24 protein-coding genes and 1 other RNA gene are annotated in these 25,313 nt (G+C 32.5%); 13 read left to right on the forward strand and 12 right to left on the reverse strand.

Annotation, left to right across the window (positions count from 1 at the left end; translation table 11 throughout):
• Nucleotides 1-44 precede the first annotated feature (44 nt).
• Nucleotides 45-1,289 carry a gliding motility-associated C-terminal domain-containing protein gene (locus P3875_RS00440; RefSeq protein ID WP_303444298.1) on the forward strand — a complete coding sequence of 415 codons (1,245 nt, stop codon included), beginning with the start codon at nt 45-47 and terminating at the stop codon, nt 1,287-1,289.
• Nucleotides 1,290-1,356: 67 nt separating this feature from the next.
• Here the strand turns inward: P3875_RS00440 and P3875_RS00445 are convergent, their stop codons facing one another.
• Nucleotides 1,357-2,019, reverse strand: a complete 663-nt coding sequence (locus P3875_RS00445) for a YceI family protein (RefSeq protein ID WP_303444299.1) — start codon at nt 2,017-2,019, stop codon at nt 1,357-1,359.
• A 178-nt stretch (nt 2,020-2,197) separates the two neighbouring features.
• On the opposite strand from P3875_RS00445, the gene P3875_RS00450 reads away from it, so the two are divergent.
• The 6 genes from P3875_RS00450 (at nt 2,198) to P3875_RS00475 (ending at nt 8,028) form a co-directional block, all read left to right on the forward strand.
• A complete protein-coding gene (locus P3875_RS00450; protein ID WP_303444300.1) occupies nt 2,198-2,734 on the forward strand; it encodes a nucleotide exchange factor GrpE in 537 nt (178 codons plus the stop codon).
• 9 nt (nt 2,735-2,743) lie between these two features.
• A complete protein-coding gene (dnaJ, locus tag P3875_RS00455; RefSeq protein WP_303444301.1) occupies nt 2,744-3,868 on the forward strand; it encodes a molecular chaperone DnaJ in 1,125 nt (374 codons plus the stop codon).
• A gap of 136 nt (nt 3,869-4,004) precedes the next feature.
• Nucleotides 4,005-4,928, forward strand: coding sequence for an ABC transporter ATP-binding protein (locus P3875_RS00460; RefSeq protein ID WP_303444302.1), 924 nt, complete (start codon nt 4,005-4,007; stop codon nt 4,926-4,928).
• A complete protein-coding gene (locus tag P3875_RS00465; protein WP_303444303.1) occupies nt 4,928-6,217 on the forward strand; it encodes an ABC transporter permease in 1,290 nt (429 codons plus the stop codon). The genes P3875_RS00460 and P3875_RS00465 overlap by 1 nt, the downstream gene beginning before the upstream one ends.
• A 2-nt stretch (nt 6,218-6,219) precedes the next feature.
• A complete protein-coding gene (locus P3875_RS00470; RefSeq protein ID WP_303444304.1) occupies nt 6,220-7,383 on the forward strand; it encodes a sigma-54-dependent transcriptional regulator in 1,164 nt (387 codons plus the stop codon).
• Nucleotides 7,384-7,389: 6 nt separating this feature from the next.
• The gene (locus P3875_RS00475; protein ID WP_303444305.1) at nt 7,390-8,028 is read left to right on the forward strand and encodes a DEAD/DEAH box helicase; all 639 of its coding nucleotides are present in this window, start codon (nt 7,390-7,392) and stop codon (nt 8,026-8,028) included.
• 37 nt (nt 8,029-8,065) lie between these two features.
• On the opposite strand, the gene rny is transcribed toward P3875_RS00475, so the two are convergent.
• The 4 genes from rny to P3875_RS00495 form a co-directional block, all read right to left on the reverse strand.
• Nucleotides 8,066-9,628, reverse strand: coding sequence for a ribonuclease Y (gene rny, locus P3875_RS00480; RefSeq protein WP_303444306.1), 1,563 nt, complete (start codon nt 9,626-9,628; stop codon nt 8,066-8,068).
• Nucleotides 9,629-9,676: 48 nt separating this feature from the next.
• A non-coding RNA gene (gene ssrS, locus P3875_RS00485) (6S RNA) lies at nt 9,677-9,783 on the reverse strand.
• Between the two features lie 52 nt (nt 9,784-9,835).
• The gene (locus P3875_RS00490; RefSeq protein WP_303444307.1) at nt 9,836-10,141 is read right to left on the reverse strand and encodes a cell division protein ZapA; all 306 of its coding nucleotides are present in this window, start codon (nt 10,139-10,141) and stop codon (nt 9,836-9,838) included.
• A gap of 5 nt (nt 10,142-10,146) precedes the next feature.
• Nucleotides 10,147-10,446: a hypothetical protein gene (locus tag P3875_RS00495; RefSeq protein ID WP_303444308.1), complete on the reverse strand. Its 300-nt coding sequence runs from the start codon at nt 10,444-10,446 to the stop codon at nt 10,147-10,149.
• A gap of 159 nt (nt 10,447-10,605) precedes the next feature.
• Here P3875_RS00495 and P3875_RS00500 point away from each other — a divergent pair, with 159 nt between their 5' ends.
• From P3875_RS00500 to P3875_RS00510, 3 genes are read left to right on the forward strand one after another with little or no spacing between them, the layout of a single operon-like run.
• The gene (locus P3875_RS00500) at nt 10,606-12,273 is read left to right on the forward strand and encodes a M23 family metallopeptidase (RefSeq protein WP_303444309.1); all 1,668 of its coding nucleotides are present in this window, start codon (nt 10,606-10,608) and stop codon (nt 12,271-12,273) included.
• Between the two features lie 10 nt (nt 12,274-12,283).
• Entirely contained in the window at nt 12,284-14,740 is a 2,457-nt protein-coding gene (locus P3875_RS00505; protein ID WP_303444310.1) for a TonB-dependent receptor, read from the forward strand.
• A 42-nt stretch (nt 14,741-14,782) separates the two neighbouring features.
• The gene (locus P3875_RS00510) at nt 14,783-15,505 is read left to right on the forward strand and encodes a hypothetical protein (protein ID WP_303444311.1); all 723 of its coding nucleotides are present in this window, start codon (nt 14,783-14,785) and stop codon (nt 15,503-15,505) included.
• A 130-nt stretch (nt 15,506-15,635) separates the two neighbouring features.
• Here the strand turns inward: P3875_RS00510 and P3875_RS00515 are convergent, their stop codons facing one another.
• The 3 genes from P3875_RS00515 to P3875_RS00525 form a co-directional block, all read right to left on the reverse strand.
• Entirely contained in the window at nt 15,636-16,934 is a 1,299-nt protein-coding gene (locus tag P3875_RS00515) for a DUF2130 domain-containing protein (protein WP_303444312.1), read from the reverse strand.
• Nucleotides 16,935-17,146: 212 nt separating this feature from the next.
• Nucleotides 17,147-17,569, reverse strand: coding sequence for an endonuclease domain-containing protein (locus tag P3875_RS00520; RefSeq protein WP_303444313.1), 423 nt, complete (start codon nt 17,567-17,569; stop codon nt 17,147-17,149).
• Between the two features lie 739 nt (nt 17,570-18,308).
• The gene (locus P3875_RS00525) at nt 18,309-18,512 is read right to left on the reverse strand and encodes a hypothetical protein (RefSeq protein WP_303444314.1); all 204 of its coding nucleotides are present in this window, start codon (nt 18,510-18,512) and stop codon (nt 18,309-18,311) included.
• A 285-nt stretch (nt 18,513-18,797) separates the two neighbouring features.
• Here P3875_RS00525 and P3875_RS00530 point away from each other — a divergent pair, with 285 nt between their 5' ends.
• The 3 genes from P3875_RS00530 to P3875_RS00540 are packed head-to-tail and all read left to right on the forward strand — an operon-like array spanning nt 18,798 to nt 20,176.
• A complete protein-coding gene (locus P3875_RS00530; protein WP_303444315.1) occupies nt 18,798-19,556 on the forward strand; it encodes a hypothetical protein in 759 nt (252 codons plus the stop codon).
• Nucleotides 19,556-19,951: a DUF5675 family protein gene (locus P3875_RS00535; RefSeq protein ID WP_303444316.1), complete on the forward strand. Its 396-nt coding sequence runs from the start codon at nt 19,556-19,558 to the stop codon at nt 19,949-19,951. The genes P3875_RS00530 and P3875_RS00535 overlap by 1 nt, the downstream gene beginning before the upstream one ends.
• 9 nt (nt 19,952-19,960) lie before the next feature.
• Nucleotides 19,961-20,176: a hypothetical protein gene (locus tag P3875_RS00540; RefSeq protein ID WP_303444317.1), complete on the forward strand. Its 216-nt coding sequence runs from the start codon at nt 19,961-19,963 to the stop codon at nt 20,174-20,176.
• 232 nt (nt 20,177-20,408) lie between these two features.
• On the opposite strand, the gene P3875_RS00545 is transcribed toward P3875_RS00540, so the two are convergent.
• The 4 genes from P3875_RS00545 to P3875_RS00560 all read right to left on the reverse strand — a co-directional run bounded on the left by P3875_RS00545 (nt 20,409) and on the right by P3875_RS00560 (nt 25,262).
• Nucleotides 20,409-20,963, reverse strand: coding sequence for a DUF6943 family protein (locus P3875_RS00545; RefSeq protein ID WP_303444318.1), 555 nt, complete (start codon nt 20,961-20,963; stop codon nt 20,409-20,411).
• 1,060 nt (nt 20,964-22,023) lie between these two features.
• Nucleotides 22,024-22,509, reverse strand: coding sequence for a hypothetical protein (locus P3875_RS00550; RefSeq protein WP_303444319.1), 486 nt, complete (start codon nt 22,507-22,509; stop codon nt 22,024-22,026).
• Complete coding sequence (locus P3875_RS00555; RefSeq protein ID WP_303444320.1) at nt 22,509-23,219, reverse strand: DUF3800 domain-containing protein; 711 nt, start codon at nt 23,217-23,219, stop codon at nt 22,509-22,511. The genes P3875_RS00550 and P3875_RS00555 overlap by 1 nt, the downstream gene beginning before the upstream one ends.
• A gap of 27 nt (nt 23,220-23,246) precedes the next feature.
• Nucleotides 23,247-25,262, reverse strand: coding sequence for an ATP-binding protein (locus tag P3875_RS00560; protein WP_303444321.1), 2,016 nt, complete (start codon nt 25,260-25,262; stop codon nt 23,247-23,249).
• Nucleotides 25,263-25,313 lie beyond the last annotated feature (51 nt).

Below are 25,313 nucleotides of genomic sequence, written 5' to 3' on the forward strand. Positions count from 1 at the left end.
ACTAATTTACATAAAGCCTTTGATGAATTTAAATACTAAAAATCATGAAAAAAATAGTATATATCTTTTTGGTTTTTCCTTTATTAGGATTATGCCAAACAGTCAATAAAGGTAATTTAGCTGTTAATTCAGGTACACAAGTTTCAACGTATTTTGATTTTACAAACGAGCAAACAGGGAATGTTTTGAACGATGGCGCTATTCATTTTTATGGACATTACAACAACCAAGGTTTGTTTAGTTACAGTACAAATAAAACAACTGGTTACGTGGTTTTTGAAGGTTTAATGCCCGAAATGCAAAAAATTGCAGGAACATCACCAAGTAGTTTTTACGACGTACTTTTCAATAAAAACCAAACCGAAACTGCGTTTAATTTATCAAACGATATAACAACTGCGGGCACCGTAAACTTATACAATGGTGTGGTTTTAATGAATAAAGAACAAGGAGGATCGTTTGTGTTTTTAAAAGGATCAAATCATATAAACACCACCGATAAAAGTCATTTACAAGGCGAAGTTGGAAAAGTAGGAAACGAAGCTTTTAAATATCCAATTGGCGATAAAGGCTATTATAGATTTGCAGGTATTTCGGCACCTATTTCAAATAATGAACAATATACCGGCGAATATATTTTAGAAAACAGTAATGTAAAATATCCGCACGAAAGTCGGACTGGAGTTTTACAAACAATAAATAACACTGAATATTGGATTGTTAATCAAAGTACACCTTCAAAAAATTCAATTATTTTAACTCTTTCATGGGATCTACGTACTACACCAACAGATTTAACAAAGAATCCTGATTTATTACACATTGTACGTTGGGATGCAAACCAGAAACTTTGGGTAGATGAAGGTGGAATTGCAGATCATGCAAACCAAACGGTATCTACACCTATAAATGTGGAAGGTTTTGGTGTATTTACATTAGCAACTATAAAAGAAAATGTTTTAAGCCCAGGTGATGTTGTTATTTACAACGGAGTAACACCAAATGGTGATGGAATGAATGATTATTTTATTATTGATAACATTAATTATTTTCCAAACAACAGCGTAACTATTTATAACCGTTGGGGTAGAATTGTTTATCAAACACAAAATTACGATAGTACAGGAAATGTTTTTAAAGGAACTGCCCAAGGTGTTGATGTAATTAATACCGGTGAAAGTTTACCTACAGGTACTTATTACTATGTGGTAGAATATATGTACGATAGAAACGGACAAAATCAATGGATTAAAAAAGTAGGTTACCTTCATTTAGAAAGTAGTAACTAAAAGATTTTAACCTTTTGCTAATGTGTTTAAAGCAAAAAAAATCCCGATTAATCGGGATTTTTTAAAATTATTTAGTTGCTTTTACAACAAATTTCAATTTAATGTTATCGTTAATCACTTTATCGCCTAAATCTTTAACAATAGATCCAGAGTTGTAGTTAACAGCCCATTTAGTTCTATCAATTTCAAATTCATCCGAAGCAATTGTAACGTCACCTTCTGTAACAGTAACTGTTGCAGGAAATTTAATACCGTGTGTAGCTTCTTTAATAGTTAAATTACCTTCTACCATTTGTTTACCGTTTTCATCTGCAACTTTAGTAATTTCAAAAGTAGCAGTTGGAAATTTTGATACGTTAAAAAAGTGGTCAGCATTTTCTGCAGTAGCACCTTTTAAATGGCCTTCTAAACCAGCTTTTTTCTCAGCATCAGTAATATCGGTAACAGTGATAGTATTCATATCAATTGTAAATTTACCACCTGTAACCATATTGTTTGCCACCATTACCATACCTTCTTTTAAAGCAATAGTACCAGCGTGTTGGTCACCAGAAACTTTGCTTCCAATCCAGTCAATTTTAGATTCAGCAGCAACAGCGTTATAAGTAACTGCATCAGCAGCCGGTGCATCAGCTTCTACCGCGTCAGTTTCAACAGTTGCGTTTTCTTTTTTACATGCAGTTAACGATAATGCCGCTAATGCAACTAAAGCAAATACATTTTTTTTCATAATTCAATTATTAATTTTCATTGCAAAGATATTTAAAAACTAATACCAACAAATTAAAAAATGAAGTCTGTTAGCATTTCTTAATATAGATTAATTTTTTTAAAACTGCCAATTTGTCTAAAAAATAAATGTGGCTTTACTTTTGTTTATTATAAGTTGATTATAATAGTTTGTAATAATGGAAAAAGACGATTTAAAAAACAACATACAGCAAAATGCTGAACAACAAATAGCTGAAAACGAAAATGTAGATACTACAGAGCAATTGTCTGAAACAGAACGTTTAAATGAGCAGTTAGCTGCAGAAAAAGATAAGTTTTTAAGGTTGTTTGCCGAGTTTGAAAATTTTAGAAAAAGAACTGCTCGCGAACGTATTGAATTGTTTACAACAGCAAACGAAGATGTAATGAAAGGTATTTTACCTGTTTTAGATGATTTTGATAGAGCTATTTCTCAAATGGAAAAGTTAGGTGAAAGCGAACATTTGACAGGTTTTAATTTAATTGCAACAAAATTACGTGACAACTTGTCGGCAAAAGGCTTAGGTTTAGTTGAATTAAACCAAGGCGATGTGTTTAATGCTGATGTTGCTGAAGCGGTAACACAAATACCAGCGGGCGACGATCTAAAAGGAAAAATTGTTGATGTGATTGAAAAAGGATATAAATTGGGCGATAAAATCATCCGTTTTCCTAAAGTTGTTATTGGTCAATAAAATACTACAATGAAAAAAGATTATTACGAAATATTAGGTATTGATAAAAGTGCTGATGCAAATGCAATAAAGAAAGCATACCGTAAAAAAGCAATTGAGTTTCACCCCGATAAAAATCCAGGGAATAAAGAAGCCGAAGAAAACTTTAAACTTGCTGCTGAAGCTTATGAAGTTTTAAGCGATCCTGATAAAAAAGCACGTTACGACCAATACGGACATGCGGCTTTTGATGGCGCAGGTGGTTTTGGCGGCGGTGGCTTTAACAATATGGAAGATATCTTTAGCCAATTTGGAGATATCTTTGGTAGTGGTTTTGGCGGCTTTGGTGGTTTTGGCGGTTTTGGCGGCGGCGGCGGACAGCGCCGTGTTAAAGGTTCTAATTTGCGTATAAAAGTAAAACTTACTTTAGAAGACATTGCAAATGGTGTTGAGAAAAAAGTAAAGGTAAAACGCAAAGTGCAAGCAGCCGGTGTTACATATAAAACCTGTACAACTTGTAACGGTTCGGGGCAAGTTATGCGCGTACAAAATACCATTTTAGGTCGAATGCAAACAGCTTCACCTTGTCCTACATGTCAAGGTGCAGGGCAATCTTTAGATAAAAAACCACAAGGTGCCGATGCAGAAGGAATGATAACCGCCGAAGAAACGGTTTCAATAAAAATTCCAGCAGGTGTTTCAGATGGTATTCAACTTAAAGTTTCAGGTAAAGGTAACGATGCTCCGGGTGCCAACAGCGTACCTGGCGATTTAATTGTTGCTATTGAAGAAATTGAACATGAATTTTTAAAACGCGAAGGCGAAAATATTCATTACGATTTGTATTTAAACATTGCCGACGCCGTTTTAGGTGGATTTAAAGAAGTAGATACCGTAAATGGTAAAGTACGCATTAAAATAGAAGAAGGCATACAATCGGGTAAAATATTACGTTTAAAAGGCAAAGGATTACCAAGTTTAAACGGGTACGGTAACGGAGATTTCTTAATTCATATAAACGTATGGACACCTAAAAAATTATCAAAAGAACAAAAAGATTTTTTTGAAAAAATGAAAAATGATGAAAATTTTATACCACATCCGCAGAAAGGCGATAAAAGTTTTTTTGAAAAAGTAAAAGAAATGTTTTCTTAAATGAAAATGTTTTGTACTTTTGTGGTACACTTATAAAACGGTGGATTTTCTTTTTCATAGCAATTTTTCCCATCCTTGTGCAAACAAGGATGGGTTTTTTTTAACTACTTTGTATATTTGTGTATATTTTTAAATTATGAATCATATCTTAACGGTAAATAACGTTGTTAAAAAGTATGGTGATAAAACCGCTTTAAACAATGTGTCTTTAGCCATTCCTAAGGGAAGTGTGTACGGATTGCTTGGACCTAATGGTGCAGGTAAAACTTCATTAATTCGCATTATAAATCAAATTACGTTTCCCGATAGTGGCGAAATTTTCCTTGATGGCGAAAAGCTAAATCCTAAACATGTAAAACATATTGGTTACATGCCCGAAGAACGCGGTTTGTACAAAAGTATGAAAGTGGGCGAACAAGCTTTGTATTTGGCGCAATTAAAAGGAATTTCTAAAGATGAAGCCAAAAAACAACTAAAATATTGGTTTGATAAGTTAGAAATTGGCGATTGGTGGAACAAAAAAATTCAAGAGTTATCTAAAGGTATGGCGCAAAAAATACAATTTGTAGTAACTGTTTTACATCAGCCTAAATTGTTGATTTTTGATGAACCCTTTTCTGGTTTCGATCCTGTAAATGCCAATATTATTAAAGATGAAATTTTAGAATTGAAACAAAAAGGCAGTACCATCATTTTTTCAACACATCGCATGGAAAGTGTAGAGGAAATGTGCGACGAAATTGCCCTAATACATAATTCGAATAAATTGTTAGACGGTTCTGTGGTTGATATTAAAAAACAATTCCGTACAAATAGCTATGATTTAGGTATAAAAGCTAACAATCAACAACAATTAACAGATTTTTTAAAATCTAAATATAAAATAAACCAAACGGCTTTTAAATCGTTAGATAACGAATTGAAATTGGCTGTTTCGTTGGGTGAAAAGTTACCTAACGAGTTGTTAAACGATGTACTTGCTTTTGGTCAAATAACTCATTTTTCTGAAAAAATTCCGAGTGTAAACGATATTTTTATTCAAACCGTAACTGCTAACTAATGAGTGTTTTAGCTTTAATTATTAAAAGAGAATTTATTTCTAAAGTTAGAAATAAATCATTTATTATAATGACGTTTGTTAGTCCGCTAATTTTTGTGGCTGTTGCAGCGCTTATTGGGTATTTAAGTTCTATGAAAACCGATATTAAACATGTTGGTATTCACGATGAATCGGGTATGTTTGTAAACGAATTTAAAAGTAACGAAAGTTATAAATACCACGATGTTTCTAAAATCGATTCTAAAATTTTAAAAGATAGCGTATCGCAAGCTAATTACGAAGGCGTTTTGTTTATCCCTAAAAAAGATAATTTAAAAGAATACGAAACAACTATAGAATATGTTTCAGAAGACAGTCCAAGTTTAGGATTTATTGCCGATGTTGAATCTAAATTGTCAGAAAAATTACAACGTAAAAATTTATCTATTCAAGGTATTGATACCCTTTTGTTAGATAAATCTAAAATCGATGTAAACATGCATCTTACCAAAGCATCAGGCGAAGAAACGGTTAAGGGGCTTAATGAAATGAAGGTTGCAATAGGTTCGGTTTTTGGTTATTTAATCATGATGTTTATTATTATTTACGGCAATATGGTAATGCGCAGTGTAATTGAAGAAAAAACCAATCGTATTATCGAAATCATTGTTTCATCAATAAAACCTATTCAATTAATGATGGGTAAAATTATAGGTACTACGCTGGCAGGAATTTTACAATTTATAATTTGGGCAATTGTTGGTGGTATTTTATTGTTTATTGCTAATTTTGTTTTTGGTTTAAACACTTCAACGCCAACAACCGAAATGGCAATGCAAAATGCACCAGTTAATGAATTAGGAGTTTATTTTAACGAATTTTTAAAACTGCCATTGTTAAGCATGTTGGTTTATTTTCTTGTATATTTTATAGGCGGATACTTTCTATACAGTTCATTATATGCAGCAATTGGTGCTGCTGTTGACAACGAAACCGATACCCAACAATTTATGTTTCCAGTAATTATGCCTTTAATGTTAGGGGTTTACATTGGCTTTTTCACAGTAATGAACGAACCACATGGTACAGTAGCCACTATTTTTTCAATGATTCCATTTACATCGCCAATTGTAATGCTTATGCGTTTACCTTTTGGGGTGCCTTTTTGGCAAATTGCACTGTCTATTTTGCTTTTATTTGCTACCTTTATAGCTATTGTTTGGGTGGCATCAAAAATTTACCGTGTAGGTATTTTAATGTATGGTAAAAAACCAACTTGGAAAGAACTTTTAAAATGGCTTAAATATTAAATATGGCTAAAATTTTAATTATAGAAGACGAAGCTTCAATACGCAGAGTATTGTCTAAAATATTGGCTGAAGAAAATGATAGCTATCTAGTAACTGAAGCTGCCGACGGAGATGAAGGTTTAGAAAAAATTAAAAACGAAGATTTTGATTTAGTGGTGTGCGATATTAAAATGCCTAAGAAAGACGGCGAAGAAGTATTGCAAGAAGCTAAAAAATTAAAACCCGAAGTGCCTTTTATAATGATTTCAGGTCACGGCGATTTAGAAACAGCTGTGAATACCATGCGTTTAGGTGCTTTTGATTATATTTCAAAACCCCCCGATTTAAACCGTTTACTTACTACCGTTCGCAATGCATTAGACAATAAATTGTTAGTGGTTGAAAACAAACGATTAAAGAAGAAGGTAAGCAAAAGCTACCAAATGATTGGTGAAAGTGAGCCAATTATGCAAATAAAGCAAATGGTTGATAAAGTAGCCGAAACCGATGCACGTGTTCTTATCACGGGTCCAAATGGTACAGGTAAAGAACTTGTTGCTCATAATTTACATGAAAAAAGCAATCGTGCTCAATATCCGTTAGTTGAGGTGAACTGTGCTGCTATTCCTTCTGAATTGATAGAGAGCGAACTTTTTGGCCACGTAAAAGGAGCTTTTACATCGGCTGTTAAAGATCGTGCCGGAAAGTTTGAAGCTGCTGATAAAGGAACTATTTTTTTAGATGAAATTGGCGATATGAGTTTGGCAGCACAAGCAAAAGTTTTACGTGCATTACAAGAAAATATAATTACTAGGGTAGGTGCCGATAAAGATATTAAAGTAGATGTTCGTGTAATAGCTGCTACCAATAAAGATTTGCGTAAAGAAATTGAGGAAGGGCGTTTTCGTGAAGACTTGTACCATCGTTTAGCGGTTATCCTTATAAAAGTACCTGCTTTAAATGATCGTCGTGACGATATCCCGTTGTTAATTGAACATTTTACAAAAAAAATAGCGGAGGAAAACGGCAGCGCTCAAAAAGTTTTTACATCCGATGCGATACACCTTCTAAAACAATACGATTGGACGGGTAATATTCGCGAATTAAGAAATGTTGTAGAGCGTTTAATTATTTTAGGCGGTAAAGAAATTTCAAAAACCGATGTTGAATTGTTCGCATCAAAGTAATACAAAATGAATTTAAAAAAGATAAATCCCCATTTAAAACAAGCTTTAGTTGAAAATGGTTTAACCGTTGCGCCAACTGTTATTAACGATGCTTTTGGAACTATTAAATCAGGCAACGATGTAGTTTTGGTTATTGAAAATCAAGAAGAACGTGAACTGGCTATTGCTATTTCAGTAATACAACGCCTTGAAAAAGCTGTTTTGCTTTCACCGCGAGCGTTGGTTATTGTCGAGGATAAGCCACAAGCTTTACAAATGGAAAGTGTGTTTAAAAAATTGGCTAAGTATACCGATTTACGTATTTTTATGACACATGATAAAACCGATTTAGACGAAGATAAAAATCAAATTTCAATTGGAATTGATGTGTTAATTGGCACGCCAGAGCGTTTAAGTTTTATGTTTGGAAATGCAGGTTTTGATGTGAATCAATTAAAAATGTTGGTTTTAAACAACACCGATGAATTACTGCGTTTACGTCATGATTCTCGTATGTACCGTTTGTCTGAAAGTATTGGTAAAACACAAAGGTTGTATATAACCGAAAAAGAAACCGAACGTTTAGAAATTTTTGTTGATAAAACCATGCTTGATAGCTATTGGTTTGCTAATGAAGATGACTTTGAAGATGCAGAAGATATATAATAAAAAAACAGAGCTTAATGCTCTGTTTTTTTATGCTTTATTTAGCAATATTAACCGCTCGGGTTTCTCTAATTACTGTAACTTTTACTTGGCCAGGGTAGGTCATTTCTGTTTGTATTTTGTGCGATATTTGAAACGATAAATTAGAAGCTAATTCATCAGAAACCTTTTCGCAATCTACAATTACACGTAATTCTCTACCAGCTTGAATAGCGTAGGCATTTTTAATGCCTCCAAAACCATAGGCAATATCTTCTAAATCTTTTAAACGCTGAATGTAAGAGTCTAATACTTGTCTACGCGCACCAGGTCTTGCTCCAGAAATAGCGTCACACACTTGAATAATTGGTGAAATTAAAGCGTTCATTTCAATTTCATCGTGGTGGGCACCAATAGCATTACATACTTCTGGTTTTTCACCATGTTTCTCTGCTAACTGCATACCTAACAATGCGTGTGGTAATTCACTTTCAGTTTCAGGAACTTTACCAATATCGTGTAACAAACCAGCACGTTTAGCTAATTTTACGTTTAAACCTAATTCTGCTGCCATTAAGCCACATAATTTAGCAACTTCGCGTGAGTGGTGTAATAAATTTTGTCCGTATGATGAACGGTATTTCATACGCCCCACCATTTTAATTAATTCGGGGTGTAAACCATGAATTCCTAAATCAATAACGGTGCGTTTACCGGTTTCAATAATTTCTTCGTCAATTTGTTTTGCTGTTTTAGCAACCACTTCTTCAATTCTAGCAGGGTGAATACGTCCATCAGTTACTAAGCGGTGTAAAGATAAACGTGCAATTTCTCTGCGAACTGGGTCAAAACATGAAAGTATAATAGCTTCAGGCGTGTCGTCTACAATAATTTCAACTCCTGTTGCAGCTTCTAAAGCGCGTATATTTCTACCTTCACGACCAATGATGCGTCCTTTTACATCGTCTGATTCAATGTTAAATACCGATACACAGTTTTCAATAGCTTCTTCGGTACCAACGCGTTGAATGGTGTTAATGATGATTTTACGAGCTTCTTGTTGCGCAGTCATTTTAGCTTCTTCAACAGTATCTTGTATATAAGCCATAGCCTGTGTTTTAGCTTCAGCTTTTAAACTTTCAACAAGTTGAAGTTTTGCTTCGTCGGCAGTTAAACCAGCAATTTGTTCTAGTTTTTCAACTTGTATGCGGTGTAACTTTTCGGTTTCTTCTTGTTTTTTTTCTAACGACTCAAGTTTTAATTGATAGTCTTTAATACTTTTTTCACTTTCGTCTGCGGCTTTTTTAGCACGGTTTAATTCATTTGAAACTTGTGATTCTTTATCACGCGTTCTTTTTTCAGCTTCTGCAATTTTTTTATCTCTTGATAAAATAATTTGTTCGTGTTCTGATTTTAATTCAATAAATTTTTCTTTTGCCTGAAGTATCTTGTCTTTCTTTATAGTTTCACCTTCGGCTCTAGCATCTTTTAAAATACCTTTTGCTTCGTTTTGTGCACTTTTTATTACAGATGATGCGCTGTTTTTTTCGATATATTTTGCAATTGCAAAACCAATTCCGGCACCAATTATAATTGCACTAATGATTAATATTGCTTCCATTTATGTGTAAATAGTTAATAAAAAAAGCCCACATCAGAAGAGTTGCATAAACTCGGGAAAACAAGTTTTGAGCTATCTTACCGTTCTAGGATCCATTCAAAGATGGCTTGCTATAGTGATAAAGTTTCGCCCATTTTAATTTGTTAGTGTTGAGTTTATCAAACAGTAGCTAATGTGAGCAGTAAATTTAAACCTAAAAATAGGTTGTTACTTTATATGATATTTTAATAATATTGTGTCTAAACTTTTATTAAATTCAACTAATTTTTCTTTAGAATTGTCTAAACCTTCTTCGTTTTGTATTCTATTTTGTTCTACTTGAGAAGCAAATTGTAATGCACAAAAAGCTAAAACATCTTGTTTGTCGCGCATAGCAAAGTTCTCTTCAAGCTGTAAGGTCATTGCTTCAATTTTTTTAACTGCTGCGCGTATACCTTCCTCTTGGTCAGAATTTACGGTAAGGGGATACACACGATCGGCAATTGAAACTCTTATTTTTATTTTTTCTTCCATTACAATTAATCTTTGGTAAGGTTTAATTGTGCTATGCAATGATCTATCTCGCGAACTATTGAATTTATCTTTAGTTTGGTATCTTTTTTAAAATCTTCACTGCCCAATAACGCATTTGCAATTTTTAACTGATCGTATTTTTGTTGTAAATCAATATAACTTTCTTGCAATTCGTTTTGCTGTGTTTGTTGTTGTAAAATTTCATTTTTTAAAATTTCATTTTCTTTAACAACAGTATCTAAATGCTTTATAAGCTTTGTTAACTTCGTTTCAACCGCTTTGGTTATGTCACTTAGTTTTTCCATACCTATTTAGCTTCTAGTTTATACAAAAATACTATTTATTCACCGAAATTAAAAAAAAAAAACCAATAAACCACATTGTTTTCCTTTTAATTTTTTTAGCTTTTTCTTTTGTTGAATCGTTTTTTTTGTGTTATCTTCTTCTTTCTTAAAATTTTATCTATGTTATATCGTTTTTTAATTGTGATGTTATTTTTTACAAATACTTATGGGCAAGTAACTATAGAACAGTTTAATGTACCTATAAAAATACCATTATTAGTTGGTGGTTCTTTTGGTGAGTTACGACCAAATCATTTTCATGCGGGCGTAGATTTTTCTTCAAATTATAAAATTGGTGATCCAATTTACGCTCCTGCCGATGGTGTTGTAAACCGCATTAAGGTTAGTAGTTTTGGGTATGGTAAAGCATTGTATGTAAAACATGCAAATGGTTTTACAACAGTTTACGGACATTTAAGTGCTTACAACGATACAATTGCTACTTATGTTACCAATCAACAATATAAATTAGACCAGTTTGAAGTAGAGTTGTTTCCTTTAGCAAATGAATTACCTGTTAAAAAGGGTGATGTTATTGGATATATTGGCAATACAGGAGGTTCGGGTGGACCCCATTTGCATTTTGAAATTAGAAATACCAAAACCGAACATGTTTTAAATCCACTTTTTTATGCCTTGAGTAGTGCAATTACAGATACTGAACAGCCAATAATTAACGGAGTGTATGTTTACCCGTTAACAAACGAAACAATAATTAACAATACACATTCGTTTTTTGAAGTAGCACTTAATAAAACAAACAATGCTTACCGTAGTGATATTATTCAAGCCAAAGGAACTATTGGTTTTGGCATAAACACACACGATACCCAAAATAACAGTCGAGGTAAAAACGGAATTTTCAAATTAATTACATATTTAAATGGTATTAAACATTTTGAAGTAGTTTTTGACGAGTTTGCTTTTGATGAATCTAAATATTTAAATCAATACATAGATTATAAGTATTATCAACAGTCGGGCAATAGGGTACAAAAGTTATTTGTTGTAAACGATTTGCCTTTAAATTTTATAAAAACAAACAAAAACAATGGAAAAATTGCGGTTGATGACGCCCAAGATTTAAATTACAAAATTGAAGTGTACGATGTGCATAACAACAAACAAACCATTGAAATTCCTATAAAATACAGTGATTATACACCAATTGAGCCTACTAAACCAAGCGGTAAATTTATTGATTATTTAAAAGATTATGCTTTTCAAGATAAAAATATTTCGGTTGAATGGGATGCTCGTACTTTTTTTGAAGATGTGTACATGGATATCAATTTTATTGAAAATGGTATTGTTTTACATAAAGATGAATATCCAGTTCAAAAAAATATAAACATTAAAATTTTAGTACCCGAAAATTACCCAAACAAAGCACAAACTTTTATAGGTAAAATAAATGGTAACAAGATAAAATACATTGAAACTTGGAAACGCGACAACGATTTTCGTATTCGCACAAAAGAATTAGGTACCTATCAATTAGTGCAAGATACCGTTGCGCCTACCATTACTTTTACAAGTGCCAACCAAACTTTTAACCTATCCGATGAATTGGTTTTTGAAATTGAAGATAACCTAGCAGGTATTGGTACCTATAACGGTTTTTTAAATAACGAATGGATTTTATTTGAATATGATTATAAAACAAAGAAATTATTTCATAAATTAAGCCATAAAAAATTTAACACCGGTACAAATACTTTGCGACTAGAAGTTGCCGACCGTGTTGGAAATAATACTACATTTGAACAAACAATAGTGGTTAATTAAAATTGATATTTTGAGAAAAAGCACCTATATAATTTTATTTACTTTATTTACAGCATTTGGGTTTGCACAAACGGCTCAAATTAAAGGAGTTGTGTTGAACGACTTTGATGTTCCTGTAAAAGATGTTTTGGTAAAAGTACAAAACAAGCAAACTGTAACAAACGAGAACGGTTTTTATTTCCTTGAAGTTTCTCCTGCAAATAATGTTTCTATACAATTTCAGGCCGAAAACTATATGCCAGTTGTGTATGTTGAAAATGTACAAGAAAATCAAGCAATAGAATTAAACATTAGATTAAGCCAGCCAACCGAAGAGTTGAAAGAAATAGTTATCGATCAAAATTTAAAAAAACGTTTTGAAGGAACAACTATAATATCACCCGATGTGATAAGACGTATTCCTGGAGCAAACCCTGGAGTAGAAAACCTTTTAAAAACCTTACCAGGAGTTTATTCTAACAACGAATTATCAACACAATATGCTGTTCGTGGTGGTAATTACGATGAAAATTTAGTTTATGTAAATAATATCGAAGTATATCGTCCGTTTTTAATACGTTCAGGGCAACAAGAAGGTTTAAGTTTTACAAATACATCAATGACTGATAAGGTTGATTTTTCTTCGGGTGGATTTCAAGCAAAATACGGCGATAAAATGTCATCGGTTTTAGATATTACCTACCGTAAACCAACACAATTTGGTGGTCAGTTCGATGCCAGTATTTTAGGAGGTGGTTTAACAGTAGATTTGGCATCAAAAAACAAAAAATGGAATGCAATAACCGGCTTTCGTTACCGCAACAATGCCTTATTGGTAAAATCGCAAGATGTTGATGTAGATTATAAACCTCGTTTTTTAGATGTACAATCGTTAATAACCTATCAACCATCGGCAAAGTGGGAGTGGAGTTTGTTACTAAATGCATCAAGCAATGTGTATGAATATACCCCTTTGTTTAAACGTACTAAATTTGGCACCATACAAGATGCTAAAGAATTGCAAGTGCGATACCAAGGCAGCGAAATAGATCAGTATAAAACCTATTTTAGCGCGTTAAAAGGTGTTTTTAAACCTAATTTACAAAATAGTTATTCGGTTATTGCATCGGCATATCATACCAAAGAAGAAGAATATTACGACATTTGGGGTTCCTACGCTATGGGTAATGTTAGTGGCGATTTAGGGGGAAATGCTGGTGAGGTTGAGTATACCGTTGGTTTAGGTTCGCAACTTAATCATGGACGCAATAATTACGATGCGTTAATTGCTAGTGCCGAAATTAGTGGTCAACACAAACGCAACGAAAAAGAAATTGAATGGGGCGTACGTTACGTTAGTGAAGACATTCGCGACCGTTTGGTAGAATGGGAGGTGGTAGATTCGGCTGGTTTTTCATTAGCACACCCGTATTTTTCAACTCCAAACAACCAACCATACGAACCTTACAAAGGGCAATTGTTGCCTTACCAAAACGTTCGCGCAACAAATTTTGTAACTATTAATCGTTTAAACGGATACGCACAATACAGCAAAAGAGGCGTAATTAATGAACACGAAACTTTTGTGAATTTTGGTGTACGTGCCCATTATTGGAACGTGCAAGCAGAAGGGTATCAAAGCAATAACGCACAAGTAACTGTTAGTCCACGAATGCAATTTGCTATAAAACCAAATTGGGAAAACGATATGGTTTTTCGTTTATCGGGCGGTTGGTATCATCAGCCACCTAGTTACCGTGAGTTGCGTGCTATGGATGGATCCATCAACCCTAATGTAAAAGCACAGCAATCTATACACCTTGTATTCTCTAACGATTACAGTTTTAAAATTAAAAATACCCCTTTTAAATTGTTTACAGAATTGTATTATAAAGATATTAGCAATGTAAATACCTATACATTAGAAAATGTGCGCATACGCTACCGTGCCGATAACAATGCAACTGCTTATGTATATGGTGCCGATGCACGTTTAAATGGCGAAATTGTACCGGGTATAGAATCGTGGTTTTCTGTGGGGTATTTAAAAACCGAAGAAAACTATAACAATCGCGGTTTTATTGCCCGCCCAACAGATCAGCGATTAAAAATGGCTTTAATGTTTCAAGATTATATGCCTACCATACCTAATTTAAAATTGTATTTAAACCAAGTGTACAATACAGCATTGCCGGGTGGTTCGCCTTCGTACGTTGATCCATACGATTATCAATTGCGATTAAAAAATTACATGCGTACCGATGCTGGTTTTTCGTACATTTTTAAAGATCAAACTTTTACATCAAATAAAAAATGGTTGCAACCGTTTGAAGAAGTTGCTGTTGGCTTTGAAATTTATAACTTGTTTAATAACGAAAATGCCATTACAAACACTTGGGTTCGCGATGTGTATTCTAAAGTAATGTACGCTATTCCAAACCGTATGACTATGCGTACCTTTAATTTAAAGCTGAATATGCGTTGGTAACCTATTAAAAAAATGTATATTTGAAGGAAGATTTTTAAGCCTATGAAACGTTATTTATCAATAGCAACTATCTGTTTATCTGTTTTTTGTTCATGCACAAAAGATACAGAAAAACCAAAAGTTATTTACGAAACGCAAAAAAGTAAAACCGAAACTACGTATCAAAAAATAGATTCAACCCAAATAAAAATTGCCGATTTACCTATAAAATTTAACGGTACTAATTATTTATTACACCCTGTAGGTAATGTTAGGGTGTATAATACTGGTTCATCGCGTTACGGCAGTTCCAAAATTAACAGTCAAGTAAGCTATAAAATTTCAAATTACGCTACGCCCGAAATCACAGGTTTTATTACCAATGTTATGTTTCAGCATAAAGATTCGTTAAGTTTGAAACCTTTGACCGAAAATAAAATGGAAATTTTATCAATTACCTTTTTAGATGAATTAGCACTTAAAACAAATAAACAATTATTGGTGTATTCTTTGGTTGATAAGGATACAAATAAAGACGGTAAATACGATGATAACGATATTAAAACCTTATATATATCAACTATTAACGGACAAAAGTTTACTAAACTTACAAAAGATTTACACGAATTGCTTGATTGGCAGTTAATTGATACCAAATTGTATTTTAGATCTATTGAAGATATTAATAAAAACGGCGAATTTGATTCGAACGATACCGTTCACTATTCCTTTATTAACTTATTAAACGATACGTGGCAACCCGAAGTTTACAATCCACTGGGATAACATTTTTTATCATATTTAAAAAGGGACTTATAAAATGAGTCCCTTTTTTTGTTTTATAAATTGTAAATTAATTTATTAAACATATTAACTGAATAATTTAGTCGTTAAAAGTTGTTGCTTTTTTAAATCATCAATCCAACTCATCAAACTTAGCTTTCATAGTAGGGTTGCCGTAGGTTAATTTTTTAATGGTTAAATCTTCGGCTTTTTGGTTAGCTAGGCGCAGGTTGTTAACGGAAGACAATAAGGCATCTTTTGTTTTTTGTAAATGAAGAATAGTTTTGTCTATTTCATCAATAGCATTTTTAAACTGTCGGCTAGCTAAATCGTAATTTCTTGCAAAACCTTCTTTAAATTGATTTATTTTTTCTTCAAAGTTGGTAATGTCTATGTTTTGATTGCGCACTAAAGCCAATTCGGCTTTGTATTTTAACGAATTCATGGCAGCATTACGCAACAAGGTAATAATTGGAATGAAAAACTGCGGACGTACCACATACATTTTTGGATATTTGTGCGAAACATCTACAATGCCGGTGTTGTAATACTCACTATCGGCTTCTAATAAAGATACCAAAACGGCGTATTCGCATTTTTTTTCGTTACGGTCTTTATCCAATTCTTTAAAAAAATCTTCGTTTTTCTTTTTAGTAGCTGTTTCATCGCCTTCGTTTTTCATTTCAAACATAATAGAAATGATTTCGTTACCAGCTTCATCTGTTTCTTTGTAAATAAAATCGCCTTTACTGCCAGAGCGCGCATCGTTGTCTTTTTCAAAATAAGCATTTTGAAAAGCAGTAGCACGCAATTTGTTAAATTCAATTTCGCAATGTTGTTCTAATGTTTCGCCGATCATTTTGGTTGAAAGTTTGGCTTTCATATCTTTAACACGGGCAATTTCTTCGTCTTTGTATTTAATAATAGCTTCTTTGGTTTGAATTTCTGCAGCAAATTGATGTTTTAAGGTGCTTTCTAAATTTTGTTTTTCTAGTTCTTTGGTTCTAACTTCATTCAACAAAGCATCGCGCTCTCTTTCCATTTTTTGAACGGCCTCGGTAATGGCTAATTTTTTGCTTACTTCGGCATTATCTAACTGCGCTTTTATTTGCGTTAAAGCATTCATTTTATCGGCCTTCAATTGTGCTACTTCAGCTTCTTTTTGTGCTAATTTCTGAGTTAATTCCGCAGCAGCTTCTGATTTTAATATAGACAATTCAATGTCTTTTTGTGCCAGTTGTTGTTGTAGCGCCTCTTTAATTTTTGCTTCAGCAATTTGTATAGCACTAAGTTTCTCTTTTTCGGCTAACTGTAAGCGATTATGCAATTCTTCTTCAAATTGATGGTCGCGTACTTGTTTTAAAATATCGGCATATCCAGCTTCATCAACTTTAAATGCTTTATGACAGTGAGGACAAATTATTTCGTTCATTTTTTAATTTTTTTATTGATAAAATTTAATTGTTTTACACTTCGGCTTTAAGTTACCCTTCCCAAGAGATCTCCACCCCGGTTTTCACTTTCGTGGTATTTTCCACCACGGTCTTCGACCACCCCTCCGAAGGAGGGGAAGTATCACATTCATTCCCCTCTTTTTAAGAGGGGTGCCCGCAGGGTGGGGTGTTCCTTTGTAAATTAAGCTATTCACCCTTCGCCAAATGTGTTTACAATAAAAGTTTCTAGTTCAAGCATCACATTATCTAAATCGTGTTTTATTCTAAAATCGGAAATTCTGTAAACAGCTAATCCTAAATTAGTTAAAAAATCTTCACGCATAGCGTCATACTCTTCTTTTCCATTATGGCTATTTCCGTCAATTTCAATAATCAAACCTAATGATTTTACATAGAAATCAACAATAAAACTACCAATAATTCGCTGTCTATCAAAATCAATGTTCCAAAAAGTACCGGCACGTACTTGTTTCCAAAAAATAACTTCAGATAAAACGCCTGCTTTTCTTAAAGCTCTTGCTCGATTTCTAAATGCCTGATTAGTAGGTAAAACCGGAATGGATTTTCGAAATATGGGTTTGCTGTTAATGTAAGTTACAATTTCGTTTTTCATTGTCTTTTTCTGTGTTTCACTTTTTATTGTTACATGGAGGTGAATTTTGCACCCCGGCTTTCACTTTCGTGGTATTTTCCACCCCGGTCTTCACCACCCCCCTCCGAAAAAGGGGGAGTATCACGTTCATTCCCCTCTTTTTAAGAGGTGTGCCCGCAGGGTGGGGTGTTCACTTCTCTTTTTAAGAGGGGTGCCCGTAGGGTGGGGTGTTCAATCCTCTTTTTAAACCCTCTTTGTAAGAAAGGTTTTTATCTGTATTTCGCAATCATTTTATAAAGATTAAGCTATCAGCATTGTATTTTAATAATACATAAACTAAAATAAGATTTTTTTTAATAGAAATTATAAGTAAGTAGGGATGTTTGTACGAATGATTTTATAACTTTTAATAAAAGATACTTGGGGGATACTTGGGGGATACTTGGGCCAAATAGGCATAAAAAAACCTAACAAATTGCGTGCAATTGTTAGGTTTTGACTCCTGCGGAGAAAGAGGGATTTGTCATCCATTTCTAACCGATTGATATTGTTGATTTTAATATCTTTTAAATTCCTAGGGTCTCGCTTTTGCATCGATAAATAATGTGCAAATTTTTCGAAATCTTATTGAGACAAATGTATGAATATTAGAGGATTAATCAAAGTAAAAAGGTATAATTATTGTTCATTTATTGAACTGGTTAAGAGTGTAAAAAGAGGTTAAAATGAAGTTTAATAATTACAACTTTCTTTGTCAATCTTATCCAATTATTAAAGGTTCTACTTGTTCAATTTTTAAGCTTGTGTAACTACAGAACTCTTCAATCGATACAAACTCATTTTCAAGCTTTTTAAGGTCAGTTCTTATCTTTTGCAATAATCTTGCACTCTGTCTATAACTCTTCCCTGTAATGCGTTGTATGTCCTTTGGATAGATACATATTCTCTTTTTTTCGATTTTCATACTTTATCTATGCCTTTGACTAGGCTTTGAGTTACTTAATTCATACTGATTATCAGAATTAATTTTAGTAAAAATAATTATTATTTGAACTGGTTCAGAAACGATAAATGAACTTGTTTAGATGTCATATATGTCGAATTTGGACAAATGTGTAATGTGATGACACACTACTTTGAGACTTTCATTTATTGTTTAAATTTTGTTCCTAAATCAATCTGAAAATGTTGCAACGTGATGGAGATTGAAGGAGTTTTTAACTGATTTATTAATAAAATTTTTGAAGTTATGGCTAGACAGAAAGGCATAATTAAATTGAAAGGTACTATCGGGGATATTACCTTTTACAAAACACAAGACGGTCATTTAGCACGTGAGAAAGGTGGAATTGATGCTAGCAGAATTGCGAGTGATCCTGCGTTTCAAAGAACGCGTGAAAATGGTTCTGAGTTTGGTAGAGCTGGAAAAGCCGGTAAGGTTTTAAGAACGGCTTTACGACCATTGCTTTTGAATTCTGCCGATGGTAGAATGGTGAGTCGTTTGACTCAAAACATGGTAAAAGTTATTCAAGCTGATGCTGTGAGTGAAAGAGGATTACGTAATGTAATTGATGGTGAAATTGAATTGGTACTTGGATTCGAATTTAATATTCGTGGAAAATTAGGTACTTCTTTATTTGCTCCGTTTACCTCTGCAATTGATAGAGTTGCAGGAACGTTAAGTGTTTCTATTCCATCGTTTGTACCTGCGAATATGATTGCTGCTCCAAGTGGAACAACTCATTTTAAAGTGATTTCTGGAGGAGCTGAAATCGATTTTACAAACGAAACTTATGTAGTAGAAACTACAGAAACGGCAATTTTGCCTTGGGATGGAACAGCTACAGCTGTAATCAACTTGAGTAATGCCGTTACGGCTAACTCTACTCATCCTTTAGTTTTGGCTTTAGGTATTGAGTTTTACCAAGAGATTAATGGACAAATGTACCCTTTGAAAAATGGTGCTTTTAACCCGTTATCGATTGTTAAAGTTGATGGTGGCGTGTAATGGTTATTTGGTTAACTAGAACTTATTTCCCTGAAGGAACAAATGGAAAACTCGAATGTGAAGGAAAATTGATATGTAATACTATAGAATTGCCTTGGAAGATGAACGAAACAAGGGTTTCCTGCATTCCGGAAGGGAAATATTTTATTAAAAAGCGATATAGCTCAAAATACAAATGGCATTTGGAATTAGTGGATGTACCAAATAGAAAATACATTCTTTTTCATCCTGCTAATAATGCACTTAAGGAATTACAAGGCTGTATTGCTCCAGTTACTAAACTTTCTGGTCCTGGATTAGGTTTGTTATCCAGAAAAGCTTTTGAAAAGCTTAAAAATATTGTTTACAAAGCTTTAGAGAATCAGGAAAGTGTTACGTTAATTGTTAAATCTTAAATTTTAATTATGAAAAATATCATTAATAGAGTTTCGGCTCCCACACCTAAGTTTTTTAAAGTGCTTCGTACAATTGGTTTGGCATTAGCGGCAGTTGGTGGAACTATTTTAGCAGCTCCAGTAGCTTTACCAGTTGTTGTTACAACAATTGGAGGTTATGTAGCGGTTGCTGGAAGTGTTTTGACAGCTGCAAGTCAGTTGACCATTACAAATGACAGCGAATAATCACACGCTAATAGGTACTGCAGGAGGCACATTTTTAAGTATTGCACCGAATATTCAATCTGAAGATATTGCAAAAACGGTTATCTTAGCCACCGTTGGAGCTATAGTCAGTTTTACTATTTCGTTAGTACTTAAAAGGCTGAATAAGAAGCACAAAAAATAAGTTTATCCCTAGTTGTGGTGACCTTTGGGGTAAACAAAGCGAAAGCCTAGTCGTAAGACCAGGCTTTTTTTATTTGTTGCGATACCTCATCAAAATGGCATTTCGAAGCTCGTTGATTAAGTGAATGTTTTTTGCATAATGTGATTCCTGTTGTTGCAAGAGCTGTAGCGCTTTTACATTTTTTTGATGTTGCTCGTGTTCTTGTAGAAAACGATTAACTTTTGGGAAAAATTCCTTTTGAAACTCATAAAGTGCCAAAAATGGAATTACAGAACCTCGCAAATAAGGTATCCAAAATTTTGATTTCCATAAACTAGAAGCAATCCAAAACACGTCTTCTTTGTCTTCTTCTTTTTGGAAGATCAAGACAAAGGAATTCGCAAAAGGTTCATTTTGTGGTTTTCCGCTGTTTAGACCTTTGTTTAACACAAAGAAATGCGGTTTTGAATACGATTTACCGACTACGTGGCTTTTAACAATGAAATTGGTCATAAGTAAAGAATTAAAGGTTAATTCTTCTTTTCTCTCCACTTCTTGGTTACTTCCAGAAGATGATTTGGTTCGGACAGCCCTCACACAAAATTTCTTTTCAAAAGAAAAAAGGAAAAAAAAGAAAGCCATCATTTCATGTGGAAGGTTTCAAAAAAGCAAGTTTTTCAGATGAAATACTACCCCATATAAGTGAGTAGTAATCAGTCGCAGTGTTCAGATAAATAATGTTTATGAGACTTTTGGGGTGGAGATTTTATCTGAAACCGAAGGCTTGAACTTGCTTTTTTGAATACATGGAACAAACCTTTGCCTTCTTTTTTTTACTTTTTTTGTTTTGAAATACTGATTTTCAATTTAAAAGCAATAGCATTTTGTTTGTTGTTATGAAAACTAAACGTGATTTGAAAACGAGTCGTGGAAAGGGTGTGCAATTTTTAATTGTACATCCTTTCTTTTTTGATTTTTAGGGTGGCTAATTGTTGAGTGGAAATTAATACGTGAATATTAAAAAGATTATGTTTTGTGGAAATGCAAAGCCACTCTAAAAAACAATGCAAATACTTACCGCTTCTGGGTGGGAGCTTTGGAGTGCGGATATTTTACATAATAACCCTTATAACTGCCGCTGCCGGAGCGTTGGGATTTTCAAGGAAGGAATTATAAGGTTTATTATGTAACATAGCTTGGGAGTGGTTTAGCCGTTGGAAGACAGCTTTTGTTTTTTAGCGTTGGCAGTAAGTGGATAAAAAAAGGGTTACAGTGTGCGATGGGTTTGGGAAAACTGGAATCCTTTTTTTATTGGCTTACATAGGGAAAAACAAATGCTGTGCGCGTGGGAAATACCACTAGTGCGGTGGGGAGCGTTGGACTGGGTGGGATGAAAAGACCTCAGCGTTAGCGTACCTATTTCTTTTATATGAAATTAACGAAATGAAGCAAACAAAGAATTGATGCTAGGAATACTTGGACTAGGAGCGATTTTTGTGCAGGTGAATGAGGTAATTGAGTTACTTAAAGTGCTTTTTATGGCATATTTTTTGTTGTTTAGTCTAATGAAAATACTATTTGTAGTTTGCTATAGATACATTTTTTATATAAAACTTGTTTTTTGTTATAAGAGTTGATATATTTGCAGAGTCATTTCCCTAGGGAAAAGGACCTGGTCGGCCACAACACCTTAGTTGTGGCATTTTTATTTTACCCTTTTTTCATATTTGTCATTATAATATTTTTGATTCTTATCATCATCAATATGAAAACACGTAACTATTACATAGTCTGGTGTTATTTTTTCCATGACAACTATAAACCCTCCTTCTTTAAACCAAAAATAATCTCTTATTTTACCATCTGCTTCTAAAAATTGAAAACAGGTTACATCTTCACTATCTTTATTATCTAAGATTGGTTTTATCCAATGGATTTTATTTGCCCTTTTCTTATCAAAACATCTCTTACCTTTCACACCTCTAGTTATAATTTTTACAAAAGTATGTGGATATTTTTCGTAGCCTTCTTCCTTAGAGTTTCTAATATCTATGATAACTTTACAACCATCAAAGTAAAATTCATTATCAATAAAATCAGATTTAAATAGTTGATAAAGCTCTTCTAAATGTTCATCTGATGGGTCAATACCTAAATTAGGAATATGATCATCTAAATTTAATAAATCCATTATAGCTTTATTTTAGGTTGATGATCAAAAATATTAAATTTAGATTCCCATGGTGGTGTACCTTCCTCTAGATTAAATCCTGATTTTAACTCTAAATATTTAATGAAATCCATTCTGTTCTTAGTTGGATTTACAATATTATTCATTACAACTCTCGTTTTATAAGTTATAGCTCCAATAAAAAAATCAGCTAATTGAAAGAAATTATTGTCGTGAGAATGTAAATGCTGGAAATGTTTGAATGGACTATTACCTTTATATTCAGAATTAAAAATCTCTTTAATTTTTTTTAGTTTTTCTCTACCACGAGTATTTTGGATATCAATAAAAACCCTATATTCATCTCCATTGTTATTGTTTGGATGTAATAGATAATAGGTCATTTTGTAATAGAAATTATCATGGGAACCTTGATTATAATCGATATGATTTAAACGCTCTTTGTATTTGACTAAAACACAACGAAATTGTAATGATGATCTAAAAAAGTAATCGACCAATTCTTTATATAATTCAATTCTAGCATTTGAAAATTTATTCCATTTTAACTCTGAATTTTGATTATATTTTGCTAGAATTTGATTGAATTCATTTTGTAATTCATTATACTCATTCATTGGTACTTTGATGTAACCAATACACATTACCGGAATTTTGTCGTGTTCTAAATGACAACTTTCATCTATATAAAAATCATATTTATTATTCATTGTGAATTTTTAGAGCTAATTAAAAGTTTAATTTAATTGACCGTTCGTGGCAATTTCTGTTAATTCATTTGAAGCATCTTTATTTAAATTTATTCCTTTTGCTTCTAAGTTTTCGATTACGGCAGATTTGAATTCTAATTTATTAATTAAGTGTTTGTGTTTTATTTTGAACAACATAAATAAATCATCCCAAGTCATTGCATATATTTCGTAATTTCTAATTGATTGAACTAAATATTTTTGTCCTTTATTTTTTTGGTTTTCATATAAATCAATAATATAATCATCTACTTTTTTACCTACTAAAATAAATTTCCAATTTCTTCTTAAGCTATTAAAACGTTCTTCCTCAATAATAAATCTTAAATATCTTTCAACTTGTTGAAACTGTTCTGAACCTATAACAACTGAAGGCCTTTTTAATTCAACTATAATATTTTCTTCAATTGTTAAATCATTATTTGTGGCATCTGGAATATCTGATTTTCTACTAATAAAAATATCTGGACGTTTAAGCTTCTCCTTAGTATCAATTGTTTCGGGCTTTTTATTATTTATTTCAAGATGAGCATAATAATTGTTTAGTAACACTTCAAAGTTTTTATCCGCAGAAACTAGATGAAATTGTTCTCCAAATAACCAATAGTTATCCTCTATAACTTTTTGAATATGTTCTCTCTCATTTGTGAATTTTTCTAAATCATAGATTAATGTTTTTAAAATTTCAACAACATTGAATCTATTTTCTAATAGTTTTATAAGGGCATTAATATGGGATAAGTTTGTCTTCTTTAAAGTTTTGGCTAATTCATCTCTTTCTTCATCAGTGAGTTTTACAACATTTTCAACAATAGACAATACACTTTCTCTTTGATCAGTGTCGAGTAACAAATTTAAAAATCCAATAATTGTTTTACTTTGAGTTGTAGTTAAACTTTGAAAAATTTTTGGTTGTAAACTATATAATTCTTTGATCACATTTTCTAAATCAATTTTTCTTAAATTGTCATAAGAATTATTTTTAAAAGCTGGAAACACCTTGCTTTTATTGTAATTATCAATTAACTCATTTGCTTTTGAATTTCTAATGAATAATTTTTCTTTTTCTGAAACAAATTCATTTAGTAACTCGATAAGATTCCTAAACGTAATATCTGTTTGATTTTTTCCTGAAAAGTCAAATGTAGGGTTATCTTCTTTTGTTATATTAAAACTGTCAAAATAGCTAGATTCAATGTACAAAGAATGGTGAAAGTCTACTGCTTTGTTGTTAAATGAAGTATGTTTTCTAAACACCTGCTTTTTCTCGTCATCTAAGAAATAATAATAGTACTTGTCACCAATTTTTTCTTTCCATCTAATATAACTTACCTTAAAATTATAATCTCCTATTGGTATATTTTTTTCATCTGTATCATCAATAACAGAGAAATAGTCTAAAGAATTATTATTGATAAGTATTTTAAAATCTCTTTCTTTATTTAAATACAGGAACCATCCAAACTCATTTGCTAAAAACTTTTCGAAATCTTCGTTATCTAATAAATCGCTATAAATTTCACTAAAGTCTTCAAAAATTACTGTAGTACCAGTTCTTTGTTGATTAGAAATTGTTCTCTCAAATGTTTCAAAATCTTGGCTACTTTCTTTTTTAATTTGAATGTTATATTCTAAATACTTACCTTCTTTAGATTTAAAAATTGTATTCCATGTTGCCTTATTACAAAAAGTTGAGAAAGAATATCTCCCTTTACCTTTTTTCCCTTTTACAAATCCCGTTTCTGAAAATGAATTGGCTTTTAATGAAACCATAAAATTTCCGAAAGTGTCTGATATATTTTCAAAACTAATACCAGAACCATCATCAGAAATCGAAAAATTTTCCAAAGTTCCAATAGAATTACCTAAGAAATTAATATTTATTGTAGTTGCTCCAGCATCAAAACCATTCCATATATATTCGGCTATAGCTTTCTTATAATCGGATGGTAATCCACTACCTTCAATACTTTTTGATGTTAATTTTGTAGTATGTTTTTTCATGAATTTAATTATTAAACTAATTCGATTGAATAACTTTTAAAGTTTTAAAAG

This window comes from Myroides sp. JBRI-B21084, assembly GCF_030545015.1.
Taxonomy (GTDB): Bacteria; Bacteroidota; Bacteroidia; order Flavobacteriales; family Flavobacteriaceae; genus Flavobacterium.